Annotated in this window: 24 protein-coding genes; all 24 read right to left on the bottom strand. The window is 47.1% G+C overall.

Annotation, left to right across the window (positions count from 1 at the left end):
- Positions 1 to 243: 243 nt before the first annotated feature.
- The 24 genes from MHH63_RS11540 to MHH63_RS11425 all read right to left on the bottom strand — a co-directional run bounded on the left by MHH63_RS11540 (position 244) and on the right by MHH63_RS11425 (position 20,864).
- Positions 244 to 1,014 (bottom strand): M15 family metallopeptidase, encoded by a 771-nt coding sequence (locus MHH63_RS11540; RefSeq protein WP_341171546.1) that lies wholly within the window; start codon positions 1,012 to 1,014, stop codon positions 244 to 246.
- Positions 1,014 to 1,472 carry a phage holin family protein gene (locus tag MHH63_RS11535; RefSeq protein ID WP_341171545.1) on the bottom strand — a complete coding sequence of 153 codons (459 nt, stop codon included), beginning with the start codon at positions 1,470 to 1,472 and terminating at the stop codon, positions 1,014 to 1,016. Before MHH63_RS11535 ends, MHH63_RS11540 begins: the two co-directional genes overlap by 1 nt.
- An 82-nt stretch (positions 1,473 to 1,554) precedes the next feature.
- A complete protein-coding gene (locus MHH63_RS11530; protein WP_341171544.1) occupies positions 1,555 to 2,361 on the bottom strand; it encodes a hypothetical protein in 807 nt (268 codons plus the stop codon).
- A 13-nt stretch (positions 2,362 to 2,374) separates the two neighbouring features.
- Positions 2,375 to 5,638, bottom strand: coding sequence for a hypothetical protein (locus MHH63_RS11525; RefSeq protein ID WP_341171543.1), 3,264 nt, complete (start codon positions 5,636 to 5,638; stop codon positions 2,375 to 2,377).
- Between the two features lie 78 nt (positions 5,639 to 5,716).
- Positions 5,717 to 6,193: a hypothetical protein gene (locus tag MHH63_RS11520; protein WP_341171542.1), complete on the bottom strand. Its 477-nt coding sequence runs from the start codon at positions 6,191 to 6,193 to the stop codon at positions 5,717 to 5,719.
- A 13-nt stretch (positions 6,194 to 6,206) separates the two neighbouring features.
- Positions 6,207 to 6,503 carry a hypothetical protein gene (locus tag MHH63_RS11515; RefSeq protein ID WP_341171541.1) on the bottom strand — a complete coding sequence of 99 codons (297 nt, stop codon included), beginning with the start codon at positions 6,501 to 6,503 and terminating at the stop codon, positions 6,207 to 6,209.
- Positions 6,503 to 7,339 (bottom strand): hypothetical protein, encoded by an 837-nt coding sequence (locus MHH63_RS11510; RefSeq protein WP_341171540.1) that lies wholly within the window; start codon positions 7,337 to 7,339, stop codon positions 6,503 to 6,505. Before MHH63_RS11510 ends, MHH63_RS11515 begins: the two co-directional genes overlap by 1 nt.
- A complete protein-coding gene (locus MHH63_RS11505; RefSeq protein ID WP_341171539.1) occupies positions 7,336 to 8,166 on the bottom strand; it encodes a baseplate J/gp47 family protein in 831 nt (276 codons plus the stop codon). Before MHH63_RS11505 ends, MHH63_RS11510 begins: the two co-directional genes overlap by 4 nt.
- A complete protein-coding gene (locus tag MHH63_RS11500) occupies positions 8,163 to 8,612 on the bottom strand; it encodes a DUF2634 domain-containing protein (protein ID WP_341171538.1) in 450 nt (149 codons plus the stop codon). The genes MHH63_RS11505 and MHH63_RS11500 overlap by 4 nt, the downstream gene beginning before the upstream one ends.
- Entirely contained in the window at positions 8,590 to 8,931 is a 342-nt protein-coding gene (locus tag MHH63_RS11495) for a hypothetical protein (protein WP_341171537.1), read from the bottom strand. Before MHH63_RS11495 ends, MHH63_RS11500 begins: the two co-directional genes overlap by 23 nt.
- A 2-nt stretch (positions 8,932 to 8,933) precedes the next feature.
- Positions 8,934 to 9,914, bottom strand: a complete 981-nt coding sequence (locus tag MHH63_RS11490) for an XkdQ/YqbQ family protein (protein ID WP_341171536.1) — start codon at positions 9,912 to 9,914, stop codon at positions 8,934 to 8,936.
- Positions 9,915 to 9,928: 14 nt separating this feature from the next.
- Complete coding sequence (locus MHH63_RS11485; RefSeq protein ID WP_341171535.1) at positions 9,929 to 10,579, bottom strand: hypothetical protein; 651 nt, start codon at positions 10,577 to 10,579, stop codon at positions 9,929 to 9,931.
- A gap of 3 nt (positions 10,580 to 10,582) precedes the next feature.
- Positions 10,583 to 14,776: a hypothetical protein gene (locus MHH63_RS11480; protein WP_341171534.1), complete on the bottom strand. Its 4,194-nt coding sequence runs from the start codon at positions 14,774 to 14,776 to the stop codon at positions 10,583 to 10,585.
- Positions 14,777 to 14,955: 179 nt separating this feature from the next.
- Positions 14,956 to 15,366 carry a hypothetical protein gene (locus MHH63_RS11475; protein WP_076219929.1) on the bottom strand — a complete coding sequence of 137 codons (411 nt, stop codon included), beginning with the start codon at positions 15,364 to 15,366 and terminating at the stop codon, positions 14,956 to 14,958.
- A 62-nt stretch (positions 15,367 to 15,428) separates the two neighbouring features.
- Positions 15,429 to 15,872 carry a phage tail tube protein gene (locus tag MHH63_RS11470; protein ID WP_060622117.1) on the bottom strand — a complete coding sequence of 148 codons (444 nt, stop codon included), beginning with the start codon at positions 15,870 to 15,872 and terminating at the stop codon, positions 15,429 to 15,431.
- Positions 15,873 to 15,875: 3 nt separating this feature from the next.
- Positions 15,876 to 17,228: a phage tail sheath subtilisin-like domain-containing protein gene (locus MHH63_RS11465; protein ID WP_341171533.1), complete on the bottom strand. Its 1,353-nt coding sequence runs from the start codon at positions 17,226 to 17,228 to the stop codon at positions 15,876 to 15,878.
- The gene (locus MHH63_RS11460; RefSeq protein ID WP_076219927.1) at positions 17,209 to 17,454 is read right to left on the bottom strand and encodes a hypothetical protein; all 246 of its coding nucleotides are present in this window, start codon (positions 17,452 to 17,454) and stop codon (positions 17,209 to 17,211) included. Before MHH63_RS11460 ends, MHH63_RS11465 begins: the two co-directional genes overlap by 20 nt.
- Positions 17,455 to 17,510: 56 nt before the next feature.
- Entirely contained in the window at positions 17,511 to 17,858 is a 348-nt protein-coding gene (locus tag MHH63_RS11455) for a hypothetical protein (RefSeq protein ID WP_341171532.1), read from the bottom strand.
- Positions 17,859 to 17,970: 112 nt separating this feature from the next.
- Complete coding sequence (locus MHH63_RS11450) at positions 17,971 to 18,447, bottom strand: hypothetical protein (protein ID WP_076310191.1); 477 nt, start codon at positions 18,445 to 18,447, stop codon at positions 17,971 to 17,973.
- Positions 18,444 to 18,938 carry an HK97 gp10 family phage protein gene (locus tag MHH63_RS11445; protein ID WP_076310190.1) on the bottom strand — a complete coding sequence of 165 codons (495 nt, stop codon included), beginning with the start codon at positions 18,936 to 18,938 and terminating at the stop codon, positions 18,444 to 18,446. Before MHH63_RS11445 ends, MHH63_RS11450 begins: the two co-directional genes overlap by 4 nt.
- Positions 18,925 to 19,251, bottom strand: a complete 327-nt coding sequence (locus MHH63_RS11440; protein WP_076219925.1) for a hypothetical protein — start codon at positions 19,249 to 19,251, stop codon at positions 18,925 to 18,927. Before MHH63_RS11440 ends, MHH63_RS11445 begins: the two co-directional genes overlap by 14 nt.
- The gene (locus MHH63_RS11435; protein ID WP_076310189.1) at positions 19,248 to 19,634 is read right to left on the bottom strand and encodes a DUF3199 family protein; all 387 of its coding nucleotides are present in this window, start codon (positions 19,632 to 19,634) and stop codon (positions 19,248 to 19,250) included. The genes MHH63_RS11440 and MHH63_RS11435 overlap by 4 nt, the downstream gene beginning before the upstream one ends.
- Positions 19,612 to 19,917: a Rho termination factor N-terminal domain-containing protein gene (locus MHH63_RS11430; RefSeq protein WP_076220670.1), complete on the bottom strand. Its 306-nt coding sequence runs from the start codon at positions 19,915 to 19,917 to the stop codon at positions 19,612 to 19,614. The genes MHH63_RS11435 and MHH63_RS11430 overlap by 23 nt, the downstream gene beginning before the upstream one ends.
- Positions 19,917 to 20,864 (bottom strand): major capsid protein, encoded by a 948-nt coding sequence (locus tag MHH63_RS11425; protein WP_076220671.1) that lies wholly within the window; start codon positions 20,862 to 20,864, stop codon positions 19,917 to 19,919. Before MHH63_RS11425 ends, MHH63_RS11430 begins: the two co-directional genes overlap by 1 nt.
- Positions 20,865 to 20,873 lie beyond the last annotated feature (9 nt).

Here is a 20,873-nt window from a genome sequence, read left to right as displayed (position 1 = left end):
TTAGGTAATTCACTCTTTCGTTCACTGTACCTTCTCAATTACTAAATGCTAATTCAAACTTCCCAATATCCGAAAGTCCCACACGAGCCTCAGACGCAGTACTAAATCCAAATCCGTAAAGAAGTGTGCTATAACACAAATAAGTAAGCCTATTACATGGCTGATTAACTCCAATAGATTTTTAGGTACGTTTATCGTTAACTTCACTGATTTTTATTAGTCAAGTTTTGATTATCCATCAATTTATTTATCGCCTTTCTTAAATAACCCTAGATTAAAGAACATCTGAATTATATTAAGCTCTAGCTTTGATTTGTCTGCCGATGTAGTTATCGCACCAGCTGCTTTAGCAGCCGTAATTGCCTCTGTATAATTGATGGAATATGTTTCCTTGCCCGAAATGTTTAATCGCTTTTCTACGTCCCTTAGGCGCCCATCCTGCTTCATTACGATTGCCTCTAACTCCTCAATTTTACTCAAGTCTCCCTTCGCCTCCTCTTTTAGTCGATCAATAATAGCCGTTGCTTTTGCCAGTGCTGTTTCAGATGGCTTGATACCAGCTCTCAACTGAGTAAGTGTTAAGGCAAAAACCATTTGGAAATGTGGATAATCCTTAAATGATGTCCAGTCGCCTCCCCACTCAAATCCGAGCTTCTTGGCCTCTTCCACCACTTCTATCCAGTCTTTGATGTTGTTATCGTTGTAGTCTCGGTTCATATCCCATGAAACGCTAGATCCATTCGGTAGCAGCAATGCGAAATCTACAGCGAGTCCATAATTATGGTAACTGTAGCCGCCTTTTGCATTGGTAACAATAGCTCCTGGCTTAGTGCGTCCCTGTGCATACAGTGCGTCTTGCTCGGTATTTGTGCGTAACCCTTGAGTTATCAAAATAGGAATACCCCTGGCGTAACAACGCTCAATCAATACTGTAGTAGCAGACAATATAACGGGATGTAAACCTAACAATCTCGCAGATGATTTACTCTTTACTTGTTCCAATGTCAGAGACATTACTCATCATCCCCCTTTCTACTGGCAGCGCGTTTAACTTTCTTATCCAACTCACTACCTACCCACTTGAGTACTACATCCAAGACCGGCAACGGAAGAGAATCCCCCCAACCAGCCCGAATTGAGTTAGCAGTCATGCTTTGTAAAACGTGATATAAGGTACCAATGGACAGTGCTCCAAATATCGCCCCAGGCAACCCGAACACCATGTCCAAAAGATGTCCACCAGCCGGAAGCAGTAACATAAAAAATGTTCGGAAGACTCCATCAATGCCGTATTTACTTGCATAGGTGTTGTCTTTCTTGGCGGCTCTAATACCTGATAACCAATCCATGATAATAAAAAATAAAAGTGCGACCATAATGGTTACGACAGTGTCCGCCTCCCCGTATAAAAAATCAAACGTTGGAATAAGCACTGCCCCTACTGTAGACGCAGCAATTTGAGATTTAGACAATTTAATTCCCCCTTAATGTAAATAGCCCCCGGGGATCCGAGGGCAAAATAAAAACGCCTCTATAGGCGCTATCTGTAATCCTTTATGCCAAAATTCCAAAAGCGTAAACTTCCTTGTAACTATCTGTGTTATTAGTAAAACGTATATACACGGCATCTGCTGCACTTGGCAGCTTCGCGGCTCCATCTACGACGGCAGTTAGGCTTCCGGCAGTGGCTCCCACTTCGACGGTTATTCCGTCCTGGGCTTCCAGGTACAGCTGTACCTTTTCCACGCTTTCGCCTAGCGGCAGCTTAACGGTTCTGCACTTGCCGCGTGGGTGAAGGGTTATTACACCGTCGCCCATATTGGCCGAATGTTCTGCCAGGTCTACCGCGAAGTTTTCCAGGCTAAAATCTTCGTCATAATAGAGCAGCAGCTTTCCTTTGTAGGCTTTTTCTAAGCTAGCACATTTCGCCGCGTTTAGTTCGTCGAAGGTAAAAAGGCTCGGCTGCTCTGTAAAAGATACACTGTTATAGATGATGTTCGGGACCATAACCGGCTGTAGATCGTCCCAAGCAGTTGCGACTTGTGATGTGTTCGTAATCGGCGTCGTGCTGCCGTCTTCGTTAACTAGGTTATATTCCTGGCTTACTTCCTTCCAGGCTGTAGCGATCCTGGCAGTAGTAACTTCGTCATATGTTTCCAGCCCGCTATCGTCTACAGTTAGGCTGCCTTTGTAGAGTAGCTGGCCCTTCTCGTCTGTCTTCTGTTTCTCTCCGTTGACCCCTGCTATCGACTTAGTGACTGCGACCGAAAAGGGAAGGCTTAGGGAATACTCAAAAGGACCGGCCGGGCGATTAAGCCCGGTTACGGTGTGACCCATGCGGTTAAAGGTTACACTATCCATGTGGCAATCCTCCTTATAGTTTGACTAATGGGCGGCCTGGTAGACGGTAAAAGTTGTATAACGATCCTGACCCCATGCCTACACTACTAAGTTGCGACCGTTTACGTAGCGACAGTTTTAGGAGTAATTCCCCGTTATATTGAATCAAACTAGGGAAACCAGTTAGAAATTCAGTCGCTTTGGCTGCCCAGGACGGGATACCATCAGTGTATTGTGAGTTATCTACACCGGTAACCAGGGGCGTGTCTGGTCGCCAAAAACGCAGGCAAGGCGTCCCACTACCACTGGCGTTAAACAGTACAGTGCTTATAAGACTTTGCGGGTCAATTTTATAATTGATATCATCACCAGGACCCATTAAACGACTGGCAGCATTAGCATATGCGTTAGGCGTTACAGCGTCATATGGGGCATTCGTTCCGGCCGTTGTGACGAAACCGGACGATCCAAGCAACACATTAGTAGAACCCGAAAGCGTGACCGCAGTTTGGCTAGTCATCTCCTGCGTCGGTAAATATTCCCCAATAACGCTAATACCATTATCCTCGTCGTTACCTAGAAATAGGCTCTCCACTTCACGGGTCTGTCTAAGTACGTACAGTACCCCCGCTAGGCCAGCGTCGCGCCGGGCGTTTTCAGGGACTAGCGTGTCGTATCCCGATTTTGTTGGGATAGATATTGATATAGTAAATTGATCCGCGTATAGCGCGGCTGCCGTTACGCCGTCAGAAACATCTGTATACGCTAGATAATGAACAAAACCTGCGTTATCAATGTGCCCCGGATGGATTGGCATATCCAATTTCGAGGGAATTGTAGCCGCATGGGACACCGGGGCTTGACTCCATGCAGGCATTCCGTTCCCTGCGTACCATGTAGTAAAGTACGTCTTATTCCCTAAAGGACCGTTGCCGTAACCGTAAAATGAGCATGTGCCTGCGGATATGTTAGCTTTTAACCAAGCTACCTTCTCGGCTACGGTGAACACGCCTGGTATTTTTCCATACTTGTCTTCGATTTCCCTAATAAGGTCAATAGAGAACATCATCTGGGCCTGTTGCCCGTTTGTGCTGATTGTTACAACTTTTAAAGAATTGTCCAGGGATTTTATAGCGTCATAATCAGCCTGTGAAAACTCTGTACCAGGCGCTGTAGGCGTAGCAAGGGCGCTTCCTACAGCGCTGTAAGCTTTGTTAGGATTAACGACCGTACTGCCAGTGATCTTACCTGCGAAGTCGTCTGTAACGGCTACCGCTCCTGGGATCAGCTTTTTGCCGTTCGCTTCCCCACTAAGTGTCTTAGTATATACCTGGTACAGCGACCCCAGGCCTGCTGGCATGTTAAGGCTGTACTCAATAATAATATCCTGGGCGACTAGGCCGCCAGGGAGCAATCCCAGGGTTACCTCTGCTTCATTTGTTCCCAAAGCTGTCCAGGTTCCCGATACAGTGGTCGAAGTACCGGAGATAATCGCCCGGACTACGGGGCTTGATGTGCTGGCGGTGGTTTCTACCAGGTATTGACCTACTACTGCAGTAGATAGCGCTATATTAATAGTTGCTGTTTTATTCATTGCATCTATGGATACAATAGTACGCCCTGACCCCGGAACGCTTGGACTAGGCAAATTAACTACAAGGAATGTATCGCTAACTGCTATTTTACTCACATCGTCTAATGAAATAGTCAGCCCATCGGCCGATACAGCTGTAATGCGGGCTAGCGCAGTATCCGAATCAATCACCCCGCTGATAATCTCTCCTGCTAGACCTTTTACCTTGATCTTGTCCCCAGCTTCCCAGGCTGCCGTATTCGCGCCGGTTCCCTTCGTAACTGATATGAAGCGTTCTTGCGGCTGGTTTTTCACTTTTGCCGCAGCATACGATTTCTGAGAAGTTTGAGCGTCGCTATTGATCCGGCGCTGGTCGCTTAAAGCTGGTGTAATGTCGGCGTAACCCGCGATAAAGTCCGCTGGTAGCGTGGCGAAAGAGGCCCCACGATCTACGTTACTGATAGCAACGTCTGAAATTTTTGTTCCGTTGGTAGCTATTATAGATATTTGATTGCCAGTAACTATTGCTGCACTAGCCATAAGAGAGATAATATCTGTAGTTGATCTTAGTTTTCCGTCAATGTATAACCTAACATTCTTTCTCGGACCATCCATGACAAACCGAACATGATGCAGACCTGTAATACTCTCCGTAGTTAGCCGTATCTGTGCGTTAAACGTCCCACCATTTGTGGTAGTTATATACATTGCATTATTTGTTGAAGCCTTTTCAAATACTAGCGTATTATTTAAGGCGTCAATCAAACGGATATTAAGCCCGGCCCCATCTATGGCCAGCATCCAGAAATCTACTGTCATTAGTCCCATGCGCCAATTAGTCGCAAGAGCGCCAGTACCTTGGAAATTAAAAATACCAGCACCCGATGGCATAGGGATAAAGCCTTTATTGGTAGATGTATCGGTAAGCGGGCTACCTACTTCTGGTGTAACGGCTCCATCAAACGAAGCATAAAATACATGGTTAGCATCCAGCGGTGTCTTGCGTACGCCTACGTAAGTTTTCCGCATAGCTTTCTTTCGTTCAACCTGGGAAGCCCCTCGAAGAATTTGATCCGTACCGTCAATCAACAATTGTTCATAGGACGGTGCAACTAAGTACGTCTTGTGCCGTAAGTCGGTTATGTCGCGTTCGTCGATGATGTTAGCGTATAGGTTGTCTGGGCGTGAAGTCGATAAACAAAGCGGGCTTATTGATCCTGTGACCGCAACCGATCTTAGGTTTTTAACAGATAGGGACGTAGAAGAAAGAACCTCGACAACCTCAAAATATAAGTTACCGAAACTATCAACCAGGCGATCCCCCGCCTTAATTCCGCCCATTGTATACCCACTGGATAAAGTAACTGTTTTAGTCGCTTGTGGTGCTATCCCGTCCGCATCCGTTATGATGCCAACGGGTTTGTAAACTATTGCTCCATTCGGATTATTCACACTATAGCCGCCTGTATTCCGGCGGTTGACTTTAAATAATGGGATTGCATATACATATCCGTCGTAGGTTTTTAGAGCGGACTTACTTGCTTCTGTGCCAGTACCCGAAACATACAGCCCCACATCTTCGTTAGCTATCGCATAGGTTACACCGTTAGCTGCCCGCTGTTTCGCGTTACGGAAAGCATAGGTTATGCCTTCTGTAATAACGGGGGCTGCGTTGCCCCCTTGGCCAAGTATGCTCATATTGTGTGAATTTACTGTTATATTCATTGTAGCGGTATCTACACAAAAGCCATCCGAAGGGAATTTAACAAAATCAACACCAGGTACAACCCTTATCCTGCTTTTTCATTCCTGAGTCGTTTGATCCCGCCAGGCTTCTAAAAAGACTAAATCGTCGCGCGTCCCTCCGGTAGGTGGATCAGGAAGGTAGAATAATACTCCTAGTGCTAGACCCCCGTAATTAACCACCTGCAACCTATTCCCTGCGATCAGTGCGTCTATAGGACCCATGCGCAGCCCATTAATAGATCCAGGGAATGAAGTGTTATTTAATTGCTGGGTCGGGTTCGGTACGTATACCTGCCCCGGTATATGCTCGGCCGCAATCCCAATAAAGGCCGGGTTAATCGCGACAATGTGCTGTAAAACGCCGCTGTGAGCGGTAGCCGCGCCCAATTCTCCAGCCGTAAAGGTTGTAGCGTTTGCCAAACCCTCTTCGATACGATTCAAGTTTCCAGCACTTAAAGGCGTACCCTGCTGAACTACTTTCCCACCACTATCTACGATGTGGTCTTTCCATACTGTTTTGTTATATATGGTCATATGAACAAACCCCCTATACTCTCGAAATGGTGTATTTAAAAGTTACCAGCAGACCGTTAAGCGCCGGCTTTACAATGCTGTCCGGCTGGTCGTCAAAAACCTCGCCATCCCTGTCGATCACCTGGAACCTAGTAATGGTTCCACTTACGCTGTCAGCCAGGTAAAACTGTACTGTGATTACATCACCGACCTGAGTTATGGACTGAATTGGCATAGTCGTTGTCGTACTGCCAATCTGGTACGTGCCGTGTGAAATAAGATTCTGCAGCCAGTTCTTCATCTTCGTATGTGTTCCAGATGTTAAGGCCATTAGATCGTTTCCCCCGTTCCTGCGTTTGTTTTGCCTGTCAACTTATAGGCCCGTTGCTGTTGCATATCGTAAACTGCACTTATGGACTCCCCACCATTGCTATAGGTCGCCGTCTGGTCGTTAGGCTTAACTGTAGGCGAGATGCTTACCCCGCTGCTGCCAGCATAGACCAGGCTAGTTACAGGAAAAGCCACCTGGAACTTCTTATCGAAGGTATTGGCGGCTTTCAGGGTTCCATTGTTATAGACTGGATTCGGCGGGATATTTACAACGGCTGGACCGCTATACAAGACGCCCGCGTAAAGCATTTGACTAGCAAAAGCCTGAAATGGATAGTTGAGAACTGTATACTGCTCGGATATCTCCAGCCTATTGCTCCATTCCGGTGCCTTAAGACTAACCACCAAATTACGAACGTGTACAGGCCGTATATATTCAATATTCCGTCTTAACGACTCTTGATCGATAGATTCTTCTGTTGAAAACTGGAATTCAATGTCGTTGTTAATGAAATCCTCTTTTATCTCCAATAGCTTGCCATGCTGATTTCCCAAATCCCGTAAAACCGCAATCCGGAACGGACTGTTCCCCCAACGCTTCTGCCGAATGCCTTCCCTTCGGTAACTATCAGACCCGTTCATTTTGCGTCTGAAATAGATCCACTCCCATATCCATAACGACCATGTCGCCATTGGAAGGATAAACTGATTACTTAGCTCATCAATCTTCTGCTCCCGAAGTTCCATTTCGTCCTGCATGAGAGAGAAGTGACGTTCGGCCATGTCTATCTCATACCAATATGCCGGCAACATACCACGGTACCGTTTAGGGATCACGATAAAACCACCTCAACGCGCGGAATGGAGGAAGGCGTCATCTCGACATCTTCCTCCATTCCATTCAAAGTGTAGTCTTCATAATCCTCTACTCCGGTTACAAGCAGCAACGAACCTACATAGTTATAAGCCAGTTTGCTTCGCCCACTCGCGTAAGTCATGACCCGTTCCTGTATGCTTGCAGCCATTTCATCAAGATTAGAACCTTCTGCTGTGATAAGATGGGCTGTCACAACTACCACATAGACCGGTGCAGGATGTACCTCCAAATCATGACCAGCGATTCTCCGCTCTTCCCACATCCAAGACTTTACCGTCTCAGCGAATTCTTCAGAGATTGGCTGACCGGCCAGATCCGTAAGATACAGATCAATAGAGTTCTCGTTCCTCTCTTTCTCCCTAGCTATGGCGGACCCTATCCCCTCCATCTCCTTCGCCCAAGTCTCATAATCTTTACACCGTCCGCTACCTACTTCCGTCACAGCGCGCTCCAACATCCGGAGTCGCAGCGTGTCATCGTCTTCCCCTTCTTTCCTCGTAACCCCAGCTGCCCAGCCATGGCCGTCCAGAAATTCCGAATCTGCCCAAATCGGGAAGCCCTGAAGGAAACCGTAGGTCCACAAAGCCTGCTGTTCTGAAATCTCAATGGCTATCGGGTACCACAGATCATAAAAAAACTCACCTTCATCCATTGGTGGGGGAGCTAAGCCGCGCTCCTGCGCCAAGGCAATAGCTCGATTAACCCAGCGTCGATAAATGTCCTCTGGTGTCTCCTGAAGGATCGGCATGTTCGGCATAGCTGGCAAATCTGATAGTTTAATAGTCATGTGCTAATTCCCTCCTCCAGCTCTGCAATGCCGGCTAAGCCAGATAATGATATGTTCAGTAACATCTCTTGCCCTGCTCTCTGCATTGACCTTACTTCGGCCCGCTGGATCTCTGCATGTGCCATTAACGCTTCTTCGATATCACGCTTAATCTCTACGTCCTCCCACCAGAACCACTCAGTCCGTTCAACACCTACCTCGTCCCCGTACACCACATAGCGAAAACGCTCGGTATTTAAAATCTTTAGTGCCGTTTGCACCAGATACTCTTCATAGGTAGTAGTTTTTTTGGGATAACCAGCATCATCAAGCACAGTACGTCGCTTTCGATAATCAATGACGTAAGTCCATTTGTTAGCCGAAACAACCGATTCTGCCAGCTCAACTTCTCCGATGTCCGCTATGTCCAAATCAGGAAACAAACTATCCACCACTGTTTCCCACATCCTTTCCTAGCACATAATACCGCTGGCCTGTCATGCGAGAAACAATAAGCCGTTCTCCAACCTTCAGTGGGCTGGGGATAGTTAGGACACCGGTTAACTTTGAAACCTCAAGTTGCTCAACCTCAAAGACTGCATCCATACGGCGTTCCTGCAGATATTCTGCAAAGACCAGTTTATCTGCAGGATAAGGTTCCGGGTCACCTTCTACCTGAATTTTCGGATTACCTGGCCAACTCAATAATGTCGCTCGTTCGGTATCTCGAGCGTCAATATGACCTTTCGTCTTTTCCTTCAACAAATTCAATGCGTTATTCAGCAACGTTACTCCCTCCTTTCCAGCTCAAGCTTCACAGTGTACAACCCATTCTTAAAACTGCTCTCTGCAGACTCTACAATCCACTTAGAGGTATGGTCCGTTTTGATCAATACCATCCATCCAGCCCGCAGCCCTGTCAGGGTATGATCTTCATGCTTTATCGTAATTTTCTTAATCTGCTTCGCCTGCGACAAAGCCTTCAGGCGCTGCGTTGCGATTGTGGCCGGGTCCTCATCTTCTTCCACTTCGATGATCTCTTCCATTCTACCCATTGCCTGTAGAGCACCTGCCGCTGTTTTGGTGACGGAGGAAGCCAACTTATCGTCCTTATACTTTTCAGCGGTGACGACCGTGTAGGTCTCCTCGATGCTATAACCAGCGGTGCTAGTCTCCATTTGTTCCGGAATGAAGACCGGAACAAGAGTGTTCGTCCCCTCCCGAACTACCTGCAGGTAGAAATTAGTATCCGTCCGGACTACATCTACATGATAGCGGTAGCCGCTACGCTCATATGCCTTTTGCAGCACATCCAAGATAACTTCTGAATGGAACATCGTGCCATAGCGTTCATCCAGATTGAACCCTAACGAAGGACATCGAAAATCAATTCCGGTAGTCTTGATATAACGCTGCAGCTCTGCGCCGGCTTCCCCTTTAAGATAAGGGCGGACGCCCTTGTTCTTCGCTAAATACCAACTCATCTCCCGAGCTTCAACCTCCCATTCATCCGTGAACTCATTTTGTTCATACTTGATGATGGGACCATGGAAGAACTGATTCTTGTGATGAAGCACACCCACACCTTTTAATCGTTGTGAAAAGCACATCAGCATACCGGCTACTTTTAGATCAGTAGCACCACGGAGTCGAACAGTGGCACTACGTGCGATTTCATCTCGTGCTGAAGACCAGGACAATTCAACTGCTGCATCCGTCAACAGCTGCCGATTACTCTCCTTTCCGTAAATGATCGCAAAGTTATCCATTTTAATCCCGCCTTTTATTTAACACTAAAGTTCTTATCCAAAATCCGCTCCTTTTGAGCCAGATAATCAAAATTTCCTTTAGCGTTAGCTGTAGACTTTTTCTCCTCATTTTTCTTCTTTTTTTCTTCCGCTTTCTTCAATTTTTCACTTTTCTTTGTCTCATTCTTCTTATCCGTTTTCCCCGTTGTATTAGGTCGACTTTTGGATGACTTGGTTATGATTACACCAGGCTTTAAGAGTTGCTTTGTATTGGAATACGAAACAATTTTAACTGGGTTGAACTCAACGAAATTAAATGTGATGTGTAAATTAGCTTGGCCATCTTTATAAGTGGCTTCGAAACTCTCAAACCACATTGTTTGCGAAAAGAGTGATTCAAAATTAATAACAACCGGTTTGAGCTTCCATTCCTCCATCAGCTTCCAAGCCTGCTCCGGGGATTGGTAAGTCACCGTCTCCTTGCCAGTTTCCCAAAGCTCTTGCCAGTCCCGCGGAAAAATGACTGAAAAAGAGACTCGCTTCAGCTTCGAAGTGAGTCTCTTACTTGTCTTCTCTTCACCTGTAATTACAACAAAGGAATCTATCTCATTGCTGCTAGTGATTTGTATCTCTGCTGGTGTAATTGGAAATGTGAATCTATTCTTATCACGTATCATGGTCAGCATGATTTATCCCCCGCTTTCCAGAGCATTGTACAACTCCTCGCCGAAAACCTTGCGGAACAACGCTCTTCCCTGCGGGCTGGTCAGCATCTTAGCGAATTCAGCAAAGTTGGTAATTCCCTTGGCCAGTTCACCGAAATCGATACTGATATTCTCTATTATGATATCTTGGACAGCTGCAGGTGCCTGGGCAATTGTCTTGGCCACCGGGATGCTCGATGATCTCATGCCCACTGCTCCACCATCGGCATAGGGCCGCACACCAAGCAAGCTTCCGGCTTGTTCCCACAATGCTCTTCCTCGTTTACTCTTCTGCCGCGAAAGTGGAATGATCATCTCTGGACCAGCTTCACCGACCAGTCCCATATGTGGAGCACTGATAAGCCCACCATCAGCGTACTTCTTCTTGCGCTTTTTCCGACGTCCAAAGAATCCAGAAATGCCATCATACATTTTCGTGGCCAACTTCTCACCGCCGATTGTTCCTAACAGCCCCCCGATTGCACCGCCAACGGCTGTTCCTACACCAGGCATGAGGAAGGTACCAAGCATTGCACCTGTTGCCGCGCCACCTAAGATCCCGCCTCCAATTCCACCAGCTACTTTAGCAGTCTGTCGCCCGCGCTTTCCTTTGCCAGCAAAGAGGATATCCCAAGCATCCATGGCGTAGCCAACAGGTCGAACCACTTTGCCAAGTAGTTTCGTACTTCTGGCAAAGGTTTTCATCTTGGCAGCCTGCCTACGCAATTGATGACCCGTCGAGCGTATTTTATAAGCATCAGTGAGGCTACTCGCTTTACTCATCGCCTTGGTGTAACGCTTCAGACCTTGCCTTTTCACCATTTCAAGCGAACCATGGATCCCTTCGGCATAGCCGGCTCCGTAACCTATCCTGTCGTTGTTATCATCAATGTAGGCCTTCGCCTTATAAGCTTGAGTTCGCAAAGGCTGTGCGCCAACAATGCCTCCATTTGCATACGCACGGACACCCAGCATCGCACCAGCTCGTTCCCACAATTTCACCCCGCGTTGCCGGCGCCCTGCTGAGAGAGGAATAATCGCTTCCGGTCCCGCCTCACCGACTAACCCGATATGAGGTCGAGTAATAATATCGCCGTTTGCATATGCGGCACCACCACTGGATTTCATAAGACTTGGTGCACTAAATGATTTCGTAGACCCTGCTCCAGTCAGGGTATTCAGAATACCCATAGCACCGATTGCTGTCGACTTAAGTTCTGGGAATTTACTCTGCATCCCCTTCGAAATCCTCGTAATAATGGTACTGCCCCAGCTTTCACTCTGACTCGTAACCGTTTGTATCGATAGCAGCTGCTGCTTCGTCTCATCCGTCGCCGTCTTTACTGCAGTCCCGATTCCGAGCATACTCGCTCCCGCTGCACCAGCACCCTGAACAATTCCAGCAGTGCTGATTTTCGTGGTTACACCTAACTGCTGAGTCTGTCCAGCTGTTTTCTGTGCAGCTGCTCCAAAAGCCTGCACGTTTTGCTGAGCATTGCCCGATTCTGTGCTTTTCCACGCGCCAACAAATGTATTTTTAATCTTATCGACCGTTTCCTTAACGCCGCTCTCGTTAACAGCACTAGTTAATGCGGTCTTTAATCCATCCTTGGCGACATTGGCCCGGAAAGCGTTGAAGGTCTCCTGTAATTGTTTTTCTCGTTCTGGGGTCAGGGTACCAAAGGTGATCTTTGCTTCAGTTGGAGGTTTAACCTCTGGCTTTTTCTCTTCTTTTTTGCCAAAGCCAAGCCAACCACCTATTGAAGCTGCCGCATCCTTAATACCGCCAGCAGCCGAAACCACTCCATCAACAACGGATTTGGTAACTCTGCTCGAATCGGCTAGGGAACCTAGTTTATCGCCAACCCATCCGCCTGCTGCTGCTCCTACTGCAGTTCCTATGGGTCCAGCTAATGAACCAACAACACCCCCAAGGATTCCCCCTGCTGTACCTCCGACCAATGATCCGCCTGTAGATGATACTCCGGCTTTAAACCCATCGTCTCTTGATGCTTGATACAGGTCATAGCCTGTCATGCCAATACCCGCCACAGTACCTGCAATTCCTAATGCTTTTACAGCTTTGGTCCCACCTTTAGCGAATCCCTTTAACAACCCTCGTCTCGCAGGTATATCCGAGACATCCGAGATGATATCCGGAACAGCAGACGTCCCCCGAAGCCGAGCGGTATTACGATAGGTAACTCGTCCTCTTCTTCCAGCAACGTCTGGAATTGCATCGATATCAGGAATATTAGTAGTTCGCGTACCCCGGAGCGCTCTGATTGAGCCTGTACCTCCACTGCCACCAGTTATTGTTCCGGTGTTAGAACTTGAGCGACCAGTACGCCCACGGCGGGTTGGCCTACCTCCTGAGCGACTACCTTGCCCACCAATTGATCCACCTAAACCGCCAGATTCATTAAGGTAGACCACACTGGCATTTACAGTCATAGAGGAAATCGATTTCAGACCACCGCCAAGACCACCATTTGATCCAGCAGTGGTGCCACGTCGGAGCGTAAATCTACGGCGGGTAGGGGTGCCTACTTCATCGATTGGAGTTGTTGTTTGTCCTCTTCTCTGACCAATCCAATCTGTTGCTGTTTTGACACTCGTATAGCCTTTTTGGAGTAGTCTTCCTCCCTTCACTGCTACTAACCCTCCAGCAACAACTCCTAAAGCCCCATTTATCGAATTGAAATGATCACTATATAAGCTGGTAAGTTTGCTGACAAAGCCAACAACTTTAGTTCCTAGTTCTTGTATTTCGTCTTTATTTTCTGTGATAAGAGTATTGAATTCTTTAAGTGCTGGAAGAACTGCTGTTGATAGATTTGCTCCCAGCTCCTGCATTTGCTGATCGATCTCCGCCCGTGTCTGAATAATATCCTGCATTGGATTGGCATCTTGCTGAGCCTTGACCATTCTCTCTGTTGTCCCTGCAATACCTGAAGGTGCAGGTTGAAAAGGTACTTGGAATGTCTTGAGCACAGCACTTCCGTTGTCTTCTGCTGTAGCTGATCCAAGAGATACCAGAGAAGCTTTCAGCTCAGTCTGTGATTGACTGGCTAAATCAGCAACTAGGGCCATGAGCGCACCCTTTGCACGTTGTTCTTCACCGGAGTTAATGTCTCCAGTAAATGAGACAGCTTGTTTTGCTGCTTCGGCTTTTCCAGCTCCGCGTAGAGCAAAATACTTCTCCATATCGCCAGCGTCTAAAGCTTTAACTCCAAAAGTTTCCTTTATAAAATCGGCAGGTTTATCAAAATTGAAGGAGCCTTCCTTCACACTTTGGGTTAAGAAGTTGGCCATCTGACCAGAGTTTGCACCGGTGTTTTTAAAATAACCGCTGTACTCCCAAAATGTGTCGAACAGATCTTTCTGTCGATCTCCGACTTTTTCATAGGCATATATCATGCTGTCAGTTACAGAAGCATAAGTTTCACCGAACGTGTCAGCTGACTGCGCGAGTGCGCGATTGATCTCTTCGAACCCTGCATCTGGCAAGAGATATTTCATCATTGCTGAAGCTCTCAGAAATTCGCTAGTTTGCGACTTATCCCGGACTAGTGGGGAAATATCTGCTAATTGTCTAGCCCCTTCCGTCTGAGAAGGGATAATACCCTGAACATTTAGATCTTTCACAGTCTGAAGACCTTGATCACGTGCAGTTGCAGGTAGTAAGGCTGCGCTTCGGGAAGCTTCGGAATAGTAGTCCATGACATTCCCGAATAATGCATCCTTGATTCCACCACCTAGCACTAGAGCTCCTGCAGTTGCCGCAATCGTTGTAATCTTGGAAGATATTCCATCAAGGACTGGGCTCAATTCATCTTGAGCACGTATATTCACACGAGAATCACTCATTCCGCGGATCTCCGAATCTGCACGGGATGCTGAACGACGTAAATCATCTGCACCTGATTGAGCCCGGCGAAAGATATCATCAACGTTAGCGCGTCCCAGCCGACGCACTTCATCTGATGCGTTACCGACCCGGCTTCCTAAATCATCCGCTGCACTCCGAGATCGCCGAAGGTCAGATACTAGGTTGTCCCCCATCTGTCCTGCGGCACGCCTGAAGTCGAGCAAATCATCTGTGGCTCCACGGAGTGCTGTTCGTATATTCCGGACAGCACCGGAAATAAGATCCCGTGCTTCGAACGGGACCGTCACCTTTGTTGTAGCTGCTATAATTGTTCACCCCCATCCTGCCTATTTCTTGTTAGCCAGGCGTTTGGCTTCTTCCTCAGCAATCATCCCCGCGGCAAGACAGAAATAATACTGCCGCTGTTTATCCACCTCATAAGGTAGGATTTCAGCCGGCAGCCGCTTCTGGTTAATCCAAAAGGATGCTACCCAGCTTGCTTCTCCGTCTTGCTTGATGAGTTTTTTGCTTCTTTCATAAGTTCGTCCTTTGTTTCTTGGAAATTACGCACAGCTTTGCTAAGCTCCGAATAATCAGCAGGATTGTCTAGAATACGCGGTGGCAGCTCATATTTACTAGTGCAATTGAAGGCGAGTAGTAAATCTTTATTGTTCCAATCAAATTCATGTTCGGTTGCCTTAACGATCATGACGTCGATCTCGTTATAGGAATCTTTCGGATCACCATTTTCCTCATAGGCCAACTCATAGGCTCGGCGTACCTCAATAGTGGTCAGGCGGCGCACAGACCATTCTTCTCCGTCTGCCGGCACAGTAATGGTATCGTCGTTACGACCTGCTTTGCCTTTGGATAGGTATTTTTCTAATTTATCGCTCATAGTGATTCTTCCTCCAATTTTTAATTGATATGAGATAAAGAAAAAGAGACGGTTACCCGTCCCTATGCCATATAATCCGGAAACTGTTCAATAAAATCAAAATCATTCGCGGTACCAGACAGTGTGATATCAATGCCATTGTTGTCATCAATCTTGGCAACCAGCAGATCCATTTCATCATGAATATGCACACCGCTGATCATCACCCGTTCTACATTACCTGTCTGCATGTCCTCAAGAGAGCCGGTAATCCGGTCTAGAAACATCGTCTTACCCGCCTTAAAATCAGCTAGGAGCCTGTAACGAAGAGAGGACTCCAGTTTTGACATAACCAACTTTACGGTGATCTCATACCCGACGATCTGTTTCGTCTTAGACATCTTCCGCGCACGGATAATATCCAGTGTCTCCGGCTTCAGAATAACCTCTACTTCTTTAATGGTCTGAATAGAGTCGCCATTGTCATCCTGTACGGATAAATTACGGCCAATAAGTTCGCGTTCCATCGATTACGCCACCTCCCAATCAATATTAAAGATCTCAATCGCGTCCAGCGGTTTTGCAGACAGGGAGAAGTAAGCATAATCCATATCACTTTTCTTCGTTGGATGCTCAGTAAATGTAAACTCTGAGTCAATCGCCTTCTGTCCAGCACGAGTCTTCAGATAACTAACGACTGCTGCGATAAACATACCTCGGCCATCCTTGTCATTATCCAGCTTAGCCTTGTTTGCTTTGCCAGCAGCGTAGATGTCATTCAGGATTTGGTCAATCGTCATGGAAACTCGAATCTTACCGAAGTCCTCCCGTTCCCCTGCCCCAAGTGCGGTCAATGTGTTCACTGCCGACTCAATAATATAGTCGTAACCGTCGCGGGTAGCCATCAGGGTACCTTCAGCCAACCCCTTCAAAACTTCGCTATGACTCCAGTCCACTAGAGCTTCAGTCATTGGTACCTTAACACCCGTAAATGATTTATTCGCCGGTGTTCCAGCTGCAAGTCCAGCCACCCATGCTGCCCAGTGAAGAGAACCATAGGTCTTACCATTGGTGTGTTCACCAGCCAAAGAGCAATTGATGATAAACCGGGCATTGGCCGCGCGACTGCGCGTATTATGATCTTCAATGTCATCATCAGTTTCCAATGCCCCTGCAATGACCAGCTGTGCAAGTTTGCGAGCCTTGGTGCGGCGATCCAGCAACCATTGTTTCGCGGCTGCCTGAACCGAAGCTTCAGAAGAAGGCAAGTACACGACATCAAACACTAAACCATCAATCCGATTAAATATACCGCTCCAATTGGCTGCCGTAATCGTTGCAGTTCCAGTGATTCCACCGGCTAACTTCGTGTAGGCAACATCAGCCAACGTCGTTGAACCTGTGTCTTTAAAACGCACCATATTGGACTTTTTCAGAGCATTAATTGCTTCCATTTTATCAGCGACCAAGAACGTCTCAGTATCATAGATACCTTTCGTATCCCGAATGACAACTTCTTTCTTTGTTGCATCCACCAGACTCGTCCGAATTAGGTACTCGAAATCATTTCCGCGAGTGCCTGGATAACGGGCCTCAATGGTATAGCTGCTGGCTACTGCAACGGATGCTGCCACCTCACTGCCGTTGGTGACACGGTAACCGATAACGGTCGCCCCGTTCTCAGCTGCTAGCTCCAACTCATCTACCAACAGTCCAGATTCTTTCAAACGCTCCGACTGATCCGCCATATCCACTGCTTTATTTGGCAATCCCCACTCAGCTTGATACGGTATCAAAACGCGACCAGATACCGATAGAACACGAGACTTTGCAACCGCCTGCAGCTCCACATACGCGCCTGGTCTATTCCGTTGTATCGACATTCACTGTTTCCTCCTTTTTTGTCAGTCCCAAATAGGCCTGCACCTTTTGAATAACTTCCTGCTGAGTCAGCAGGGTATCTTCGTCACAATCAAAAAGAGCGCCGGCGATTTCAAAGCGTTCCCGCTTCAAAACCACTGCGCTCTCGATCCATTCCTGCTTGCTTCGCTTGTTCAGGGTATCCGGAACAACATTAGTAGGTTGGCGAATCTGTTTTTTTAAGTTCATTCTTTAAGTTCTCCTTTCTTTTCTGATCAAAAGAAAAACCACCTCAACAAGGGCGATTATATCTTTTGAGACGTATACCATTTAACTAAATTCGCGCTAAAATCTTTGTGCTTCTTAATAAATCTCTCCATATATTCACTCGATATAGAATCAATCCCCATTCCAAAGTGATCATCCAATTCGTGAATAATAAACTCATAAATATCGTTCTGGCTTCTCCCTTTGTTCAACATTGAAATTAGCTGAACTGAAATGCAATCATACTCATCTTTCGGAGCACCGCCCTCAATCAAACCTATTGGGTCCCAAGCATTCACGATTGGTTCTAGCTGAATGTACAATTCCTTGTATTTGTTCTTTAACTGCTTAACTTGACTATTCGAAGGATGTTCCCACATATACATCACCTAATTCATATAGAGTACACCTCTTATTCGTGATATACCTCATGGTTTCCTCTAATATTTGAGATACAGCAGTTTGCAAAAGAAATATAAAAGCGAATTATCGTCAGCTTCATATTGAATCAATAAAAAAGTCGTTAATCTTGGCCACTGGACTACCATCACTATTTTCAAGCAGCTTCGGAACATGCAGCAGATATGAATATCTGAAGGTGACTTCCATCCGGTCATTCAGTGTCCGCGTGCGCGGAGCCTCGATCACCATCATAATGCCGAAGCGCTGCGAAGCCACGCAGAACCGCTGCTGACGAAGGTACAGAAAGAAGGGAGATAAGTCCAAGGGGACAGGTTCCTCGGATTCCTCCCCCCTGCTTCGGTCGATATCGTAATGAAAGACAAGCCCAACATCCTCGATGATGCGGTCTGCACGCGGCGTATGAGTTTTGTCGGATACCAGATCCGTTTCGATGAACACGCTGGGGCGATCAAACTGCCCTGCCAGCCAGCGAGAACGATCTCGAAGAATCGGCAGCTCCGGGTATATCCGCTGCACGAGTTCTGCCCAGGCTTTCAATCCCACATCCATCATGACAGCATCCTCCCCAGCTCTTTCTCCAACCGCTTCATAATCAGTGCGTTCATACCGCCATCCAGCTCCTTCACAGCGATGTCAAAGTATTGCCGACCAATGAACGACCGTGGCTTAGCCATAAAGCCAGTCTTTGCAGCCGGATCATATACAAACTGACCATTTGCCTTCCAGAATCCAGGAACATAATGTGCTTTACGGATGGTGTATCCATCATTGAGATGGCGTGCATAAGGAAGGTTGGAACCAACTTCTATAGTTATAGAATTGCGGTCAACATCCCATTCCCAAATGTTATTGTCCTCTCCACGAGTAAAGGAGTTCCACATCAATCCAGTGTCAATCAGATCCTGTTTATCAATCTCATCGATGACCAGGTTCAAAAGTGTTTCGCCCACAGCCTCAGCAATGTTCTTAAGGATCTGACTAACCCCTTCGTCGCTCAGCTTCTTGAATTTCTTCACTAAACCATCAAAATCATGCACGCTCACTGCCTTTCACCTCGCAAGTCACCAATAACTCACGCCAGTAACGGCGAGGGTTAGAGTCAATCACCAGATACCTACGTCCGAGCAGTAACACTTCGTCACTGATTCGGACGTCTGCTGTCTTCGGAACCCCAATTGTCTTTTTGACAATGTAAATGACAGGAGTAGATTCTGCCTTGGCATCAGTCTGCGTCTTAACAACGAAACAGTTCAGAACCGCGACCTTACCCGCCTTCCGATCACTGAACAGATTATCGGCATCCTGCTGGCGGCCGACCCTGTACACCTCCAGCGGTGTATTCATGCGGTGATTCATAGCAAATAGGCCGTGATGTTCCCATCATCCGACCCGGCCTGCTGCTTCTTGACCCACAGGAAGAGGATAGAGTCCACATCAGCATTGCCTGTAGTTTTCCCTTCAACTGCCTGTCGGGTATATGTCCAAGCGCCGTCACTTTCTGCTGAGTAGCCGCGGGCGACTGAAGCCAGGTATTCCTCACTGTCCTGCAGAGCCAGTGACTCCGCAAGCTTCACCCAGGCCAGCATGAGCTGCTTGTCTACCACCTCCGGAAAATGAACAGGTAAGTACAACTCAATCCGGGTCTGTGCGTCATCAATGTACTGCTCAAGCTGATCGTCAGTAGCCTCCTGCACAGCGCTGACGCGGCTACGGCTCTTAAGGAGTGTCGCTGTCAGCATCCGGCACACCGCCGCTTTCCAGTGCCTTCAGGGCGACGATCAAATCCGGCTTCTTCATATCCGTGAAGCCTTCAATGCCTGCTTTCTTCGCCTTATCCTTCAGTTGCGGTAGAGACAAATCTTCCAGTGGAATGATCTTTTCCGTTTTAACCTCAAAATCAGGATGCTCCAGTAAGTGCTTCAGCACCGTCTCATTTTCCACCAACACCGGCACAGCAGGCACAAACCGGATACTATGCAGCCGAAGGGAGGCGTTTTTGCCTCGGTAAGTTACGTAGGACATTAAAATTCCACCCCTTCCACGAATGCCAGAGCCTGTGGCTCCTCATAGATCGCATCAAAATCTGAATGAATAGCATAGAAACGTTTATCTGTCCAAATTGCCTCTTTTCCCTCAGTCGTCTTACGGATCTGCATATCGTAGGTATGGACCATTGCAAAGTTCGGCTGATAAGTAAAGAGAATGGCACCTTCTGGCATACTCCAGACCTCTTCTACATCATAAGCGTTGACTTTCTTCGTCCCTCCCAAGATCTGCAACTGAATAGATGCGCTGGTGTCCTTCTCAGCCAGCATCTGAAGTCGCTCGCTGAAGGTATTTGGATGCATGAAGTATTTGAATACTCCACCAGCGCGATAACGGGTTGGTATCGCACGCTCAACCTCAAACAAAATCCCTGTTTTCTCTTTAGCCGAAAGTGTTTTCCAATCTAAATAATGACCGGTTGTTCTGGCCAGTTTCAACCAACCGTCATTAATGGTCAGGAACTCATAATCTGGGTCTGTATTAGGTGTATTCGTATCGCCATTAAAGGCAATGTCTTGCATATTCTCCCCGTAGTTGTTGGCCATGTTCCGCATGATAATTTCTTCAGCGTTTTGACCACGAACCCGTTGCGTCTGACGGATAAACTCTTCAGTGATATCAAAAGGAAGAACCACAGGTTCTACCGAATACGGAATTTGTGGAAAGGTCAGCCCTGGTGTATTAGTCGCCATGATGTTCTCTTTTTTACCGCGCATGTTCCGGCCACGCACACCAATTTTATCGATAGTTCCTTTGGAGCTCTTCCGATTCTCATGACGGATACCTTTTAGGAAGCCATTAGCTTCGTACGCCATATCCGTGAAGGCTTCGACTTCCTCATAGTTCAAGGCATTTTGGTCCATTGGTGTAACGATGGTTGATTTACGAATGCTCGTACTAGCGATGTTACCGTTTGTTCTCATGATTTGCAT

This window comes from Paenibacillus sp. FSL H3-0310 (assembly GCF_038002785.1).
Classification (GTDB): domain Bacteria; phylum Bacillota; class Bacilli; order Paenibacillales; family Paenibacillaceae; genus Paenibacillus_AQ; species Paenibacillus_AQ odorifer.
The sequence above is the reverse complement of the archived record's forward strand: the minus strand, read 5'-3'. Positions and strand labels throughout refer to the sequence as shown.

Bases quoted from the DNA above. Each gene is read 5' to 3' on its own strand.
- MHH63_RS11540 (WP_341171546.1), bottom strand. From the start codon at position 1,014: ATGTCTCTGACATTGGAACAAGTAAAGAGTAAATCATCTGCGAGATTG.
- MHH63_RS11530 (WP_341171544.1), bottom strand. From the start codon at position 2,361: ATGGATAGTGTAACCTTTAACCGCATGGGTCACACCGTAACCGGGCTT.
- MHH63_RS11525 (WP_341171543.1), bottom strand. From the start codon at position 5,638: ATGAATATAACAGTAAATTCACACAATATGAGCATACTTGGCCAAGGG.
- MHH63_RS11520 (WP_341171542.1), bottom strand. From the start codon at position 6,193: ATGACCATATATAACAAAACAGTATGGAAAGACCACATCGTAGATAGT.
- MHH63_RS11515 (WP_341171541.1), bottom strand. From the start codon at position 6,503: ATGGCCTTAACATCTGGAACACATACGAAGATGAAGAACTGGCTGCAG.
- MHH63_RS11505 (WP_341171539.1), bottom strand. From the start codon at position 8,166: ATGACTATTAAACTATCAGATTTGCCAGCTATGCCGAACATGCCGATC.
- MHH63_RS11500 (WP_341171538.1), bottom strand. From the start codon at position 8,612: ATGTGGGAAACAGTGGTGGATAGTTTGTTTCCTGATTTGGACATAGCG.
- MHH63_RS11490 (WP_341171536.1), bottom strand. From the start codon at position 9,914: ATGGATAACTTTGCGATCATTTACGGAAAGGAGAGTAATCGGCAGCTG.
- MHH63_RS11485 (WP_341171535.1), bottom strand. From the start codon at position 10,579: ATGCTGACCATGATACGTGATAAGAATAGATTCACATTTCCAATTACA.
- MHH63_RS11475 (WP_076219929.1), bottom strand. From the start codon at position 15,366: ATGAGCGATAAATTAGAAAAATACCTATCCAAAGGCAAAGCAGGTCGT.
- MHH63_RS11470 (WP_060622117.1), bottom strand. From the start codon at position 15,872: ATGGAACGCGAACTTATTGGCCGTAATTTATCCGTACAGGATGACAAT.
- MHH63_RS11465 (WP_341171533.1), bottom strand. From the start codon at position 17,228: ATGTCGATACAACGGAATAGACCAGGCGCGTATGTGGAGCTGCAGGCG.
- MHH63_RS11460 (WP_076219927.1), bottom strand. From the start codon at position 17,454: ATGAACTTAAAAAAACAGATTCGCCAACCTACTAATGTTGTTCCGGAT.
- MHH63_RS11455 (WP_341171532.1), bottom strand. From the start codon at position 17,858: ATGTATATGTGGGAACATCCTTCGAATAGTCAAGTTAAGCAGTTAAAG.
- MHH63_RS11450 (WP_076310191.1), bottom strand. From the start codon at position 18,447: ATGATGGATGTGGGATTGAAAGCCTGGGCAGAACTCGTGCAGCGGATA.
- MHH63_RS11440 (WP_076219925.1), bottom strand. From the start codon at position 19,251: ATGAATCACCGCATGAATACACCGCTGGAGGTGTACAGGGTCGGCCGC.
- MHH63_RS11435 (WP_076310189.1), bottom strand. From the start codon at position 19,634: ATGCTGACAGCGACACTCCTTAAGAGCCGTAGCCGCGTCAGCGCTGTG.
- MHH63_RS11430 (WP_076220670.1), bottom strand. From the start codon at position 19,917: ATGTCCTACGTAACTTACCGAGGCAAAAACGCCTCCCTTCGGCTGCAT.
- MHH63_RS11425 (WP_076220671.1), bottom strand. From the start codon at position 20,864: ATGAGAACAAACGGTAACATCGCTAGTACGAGCATTCGTAAATCAACC.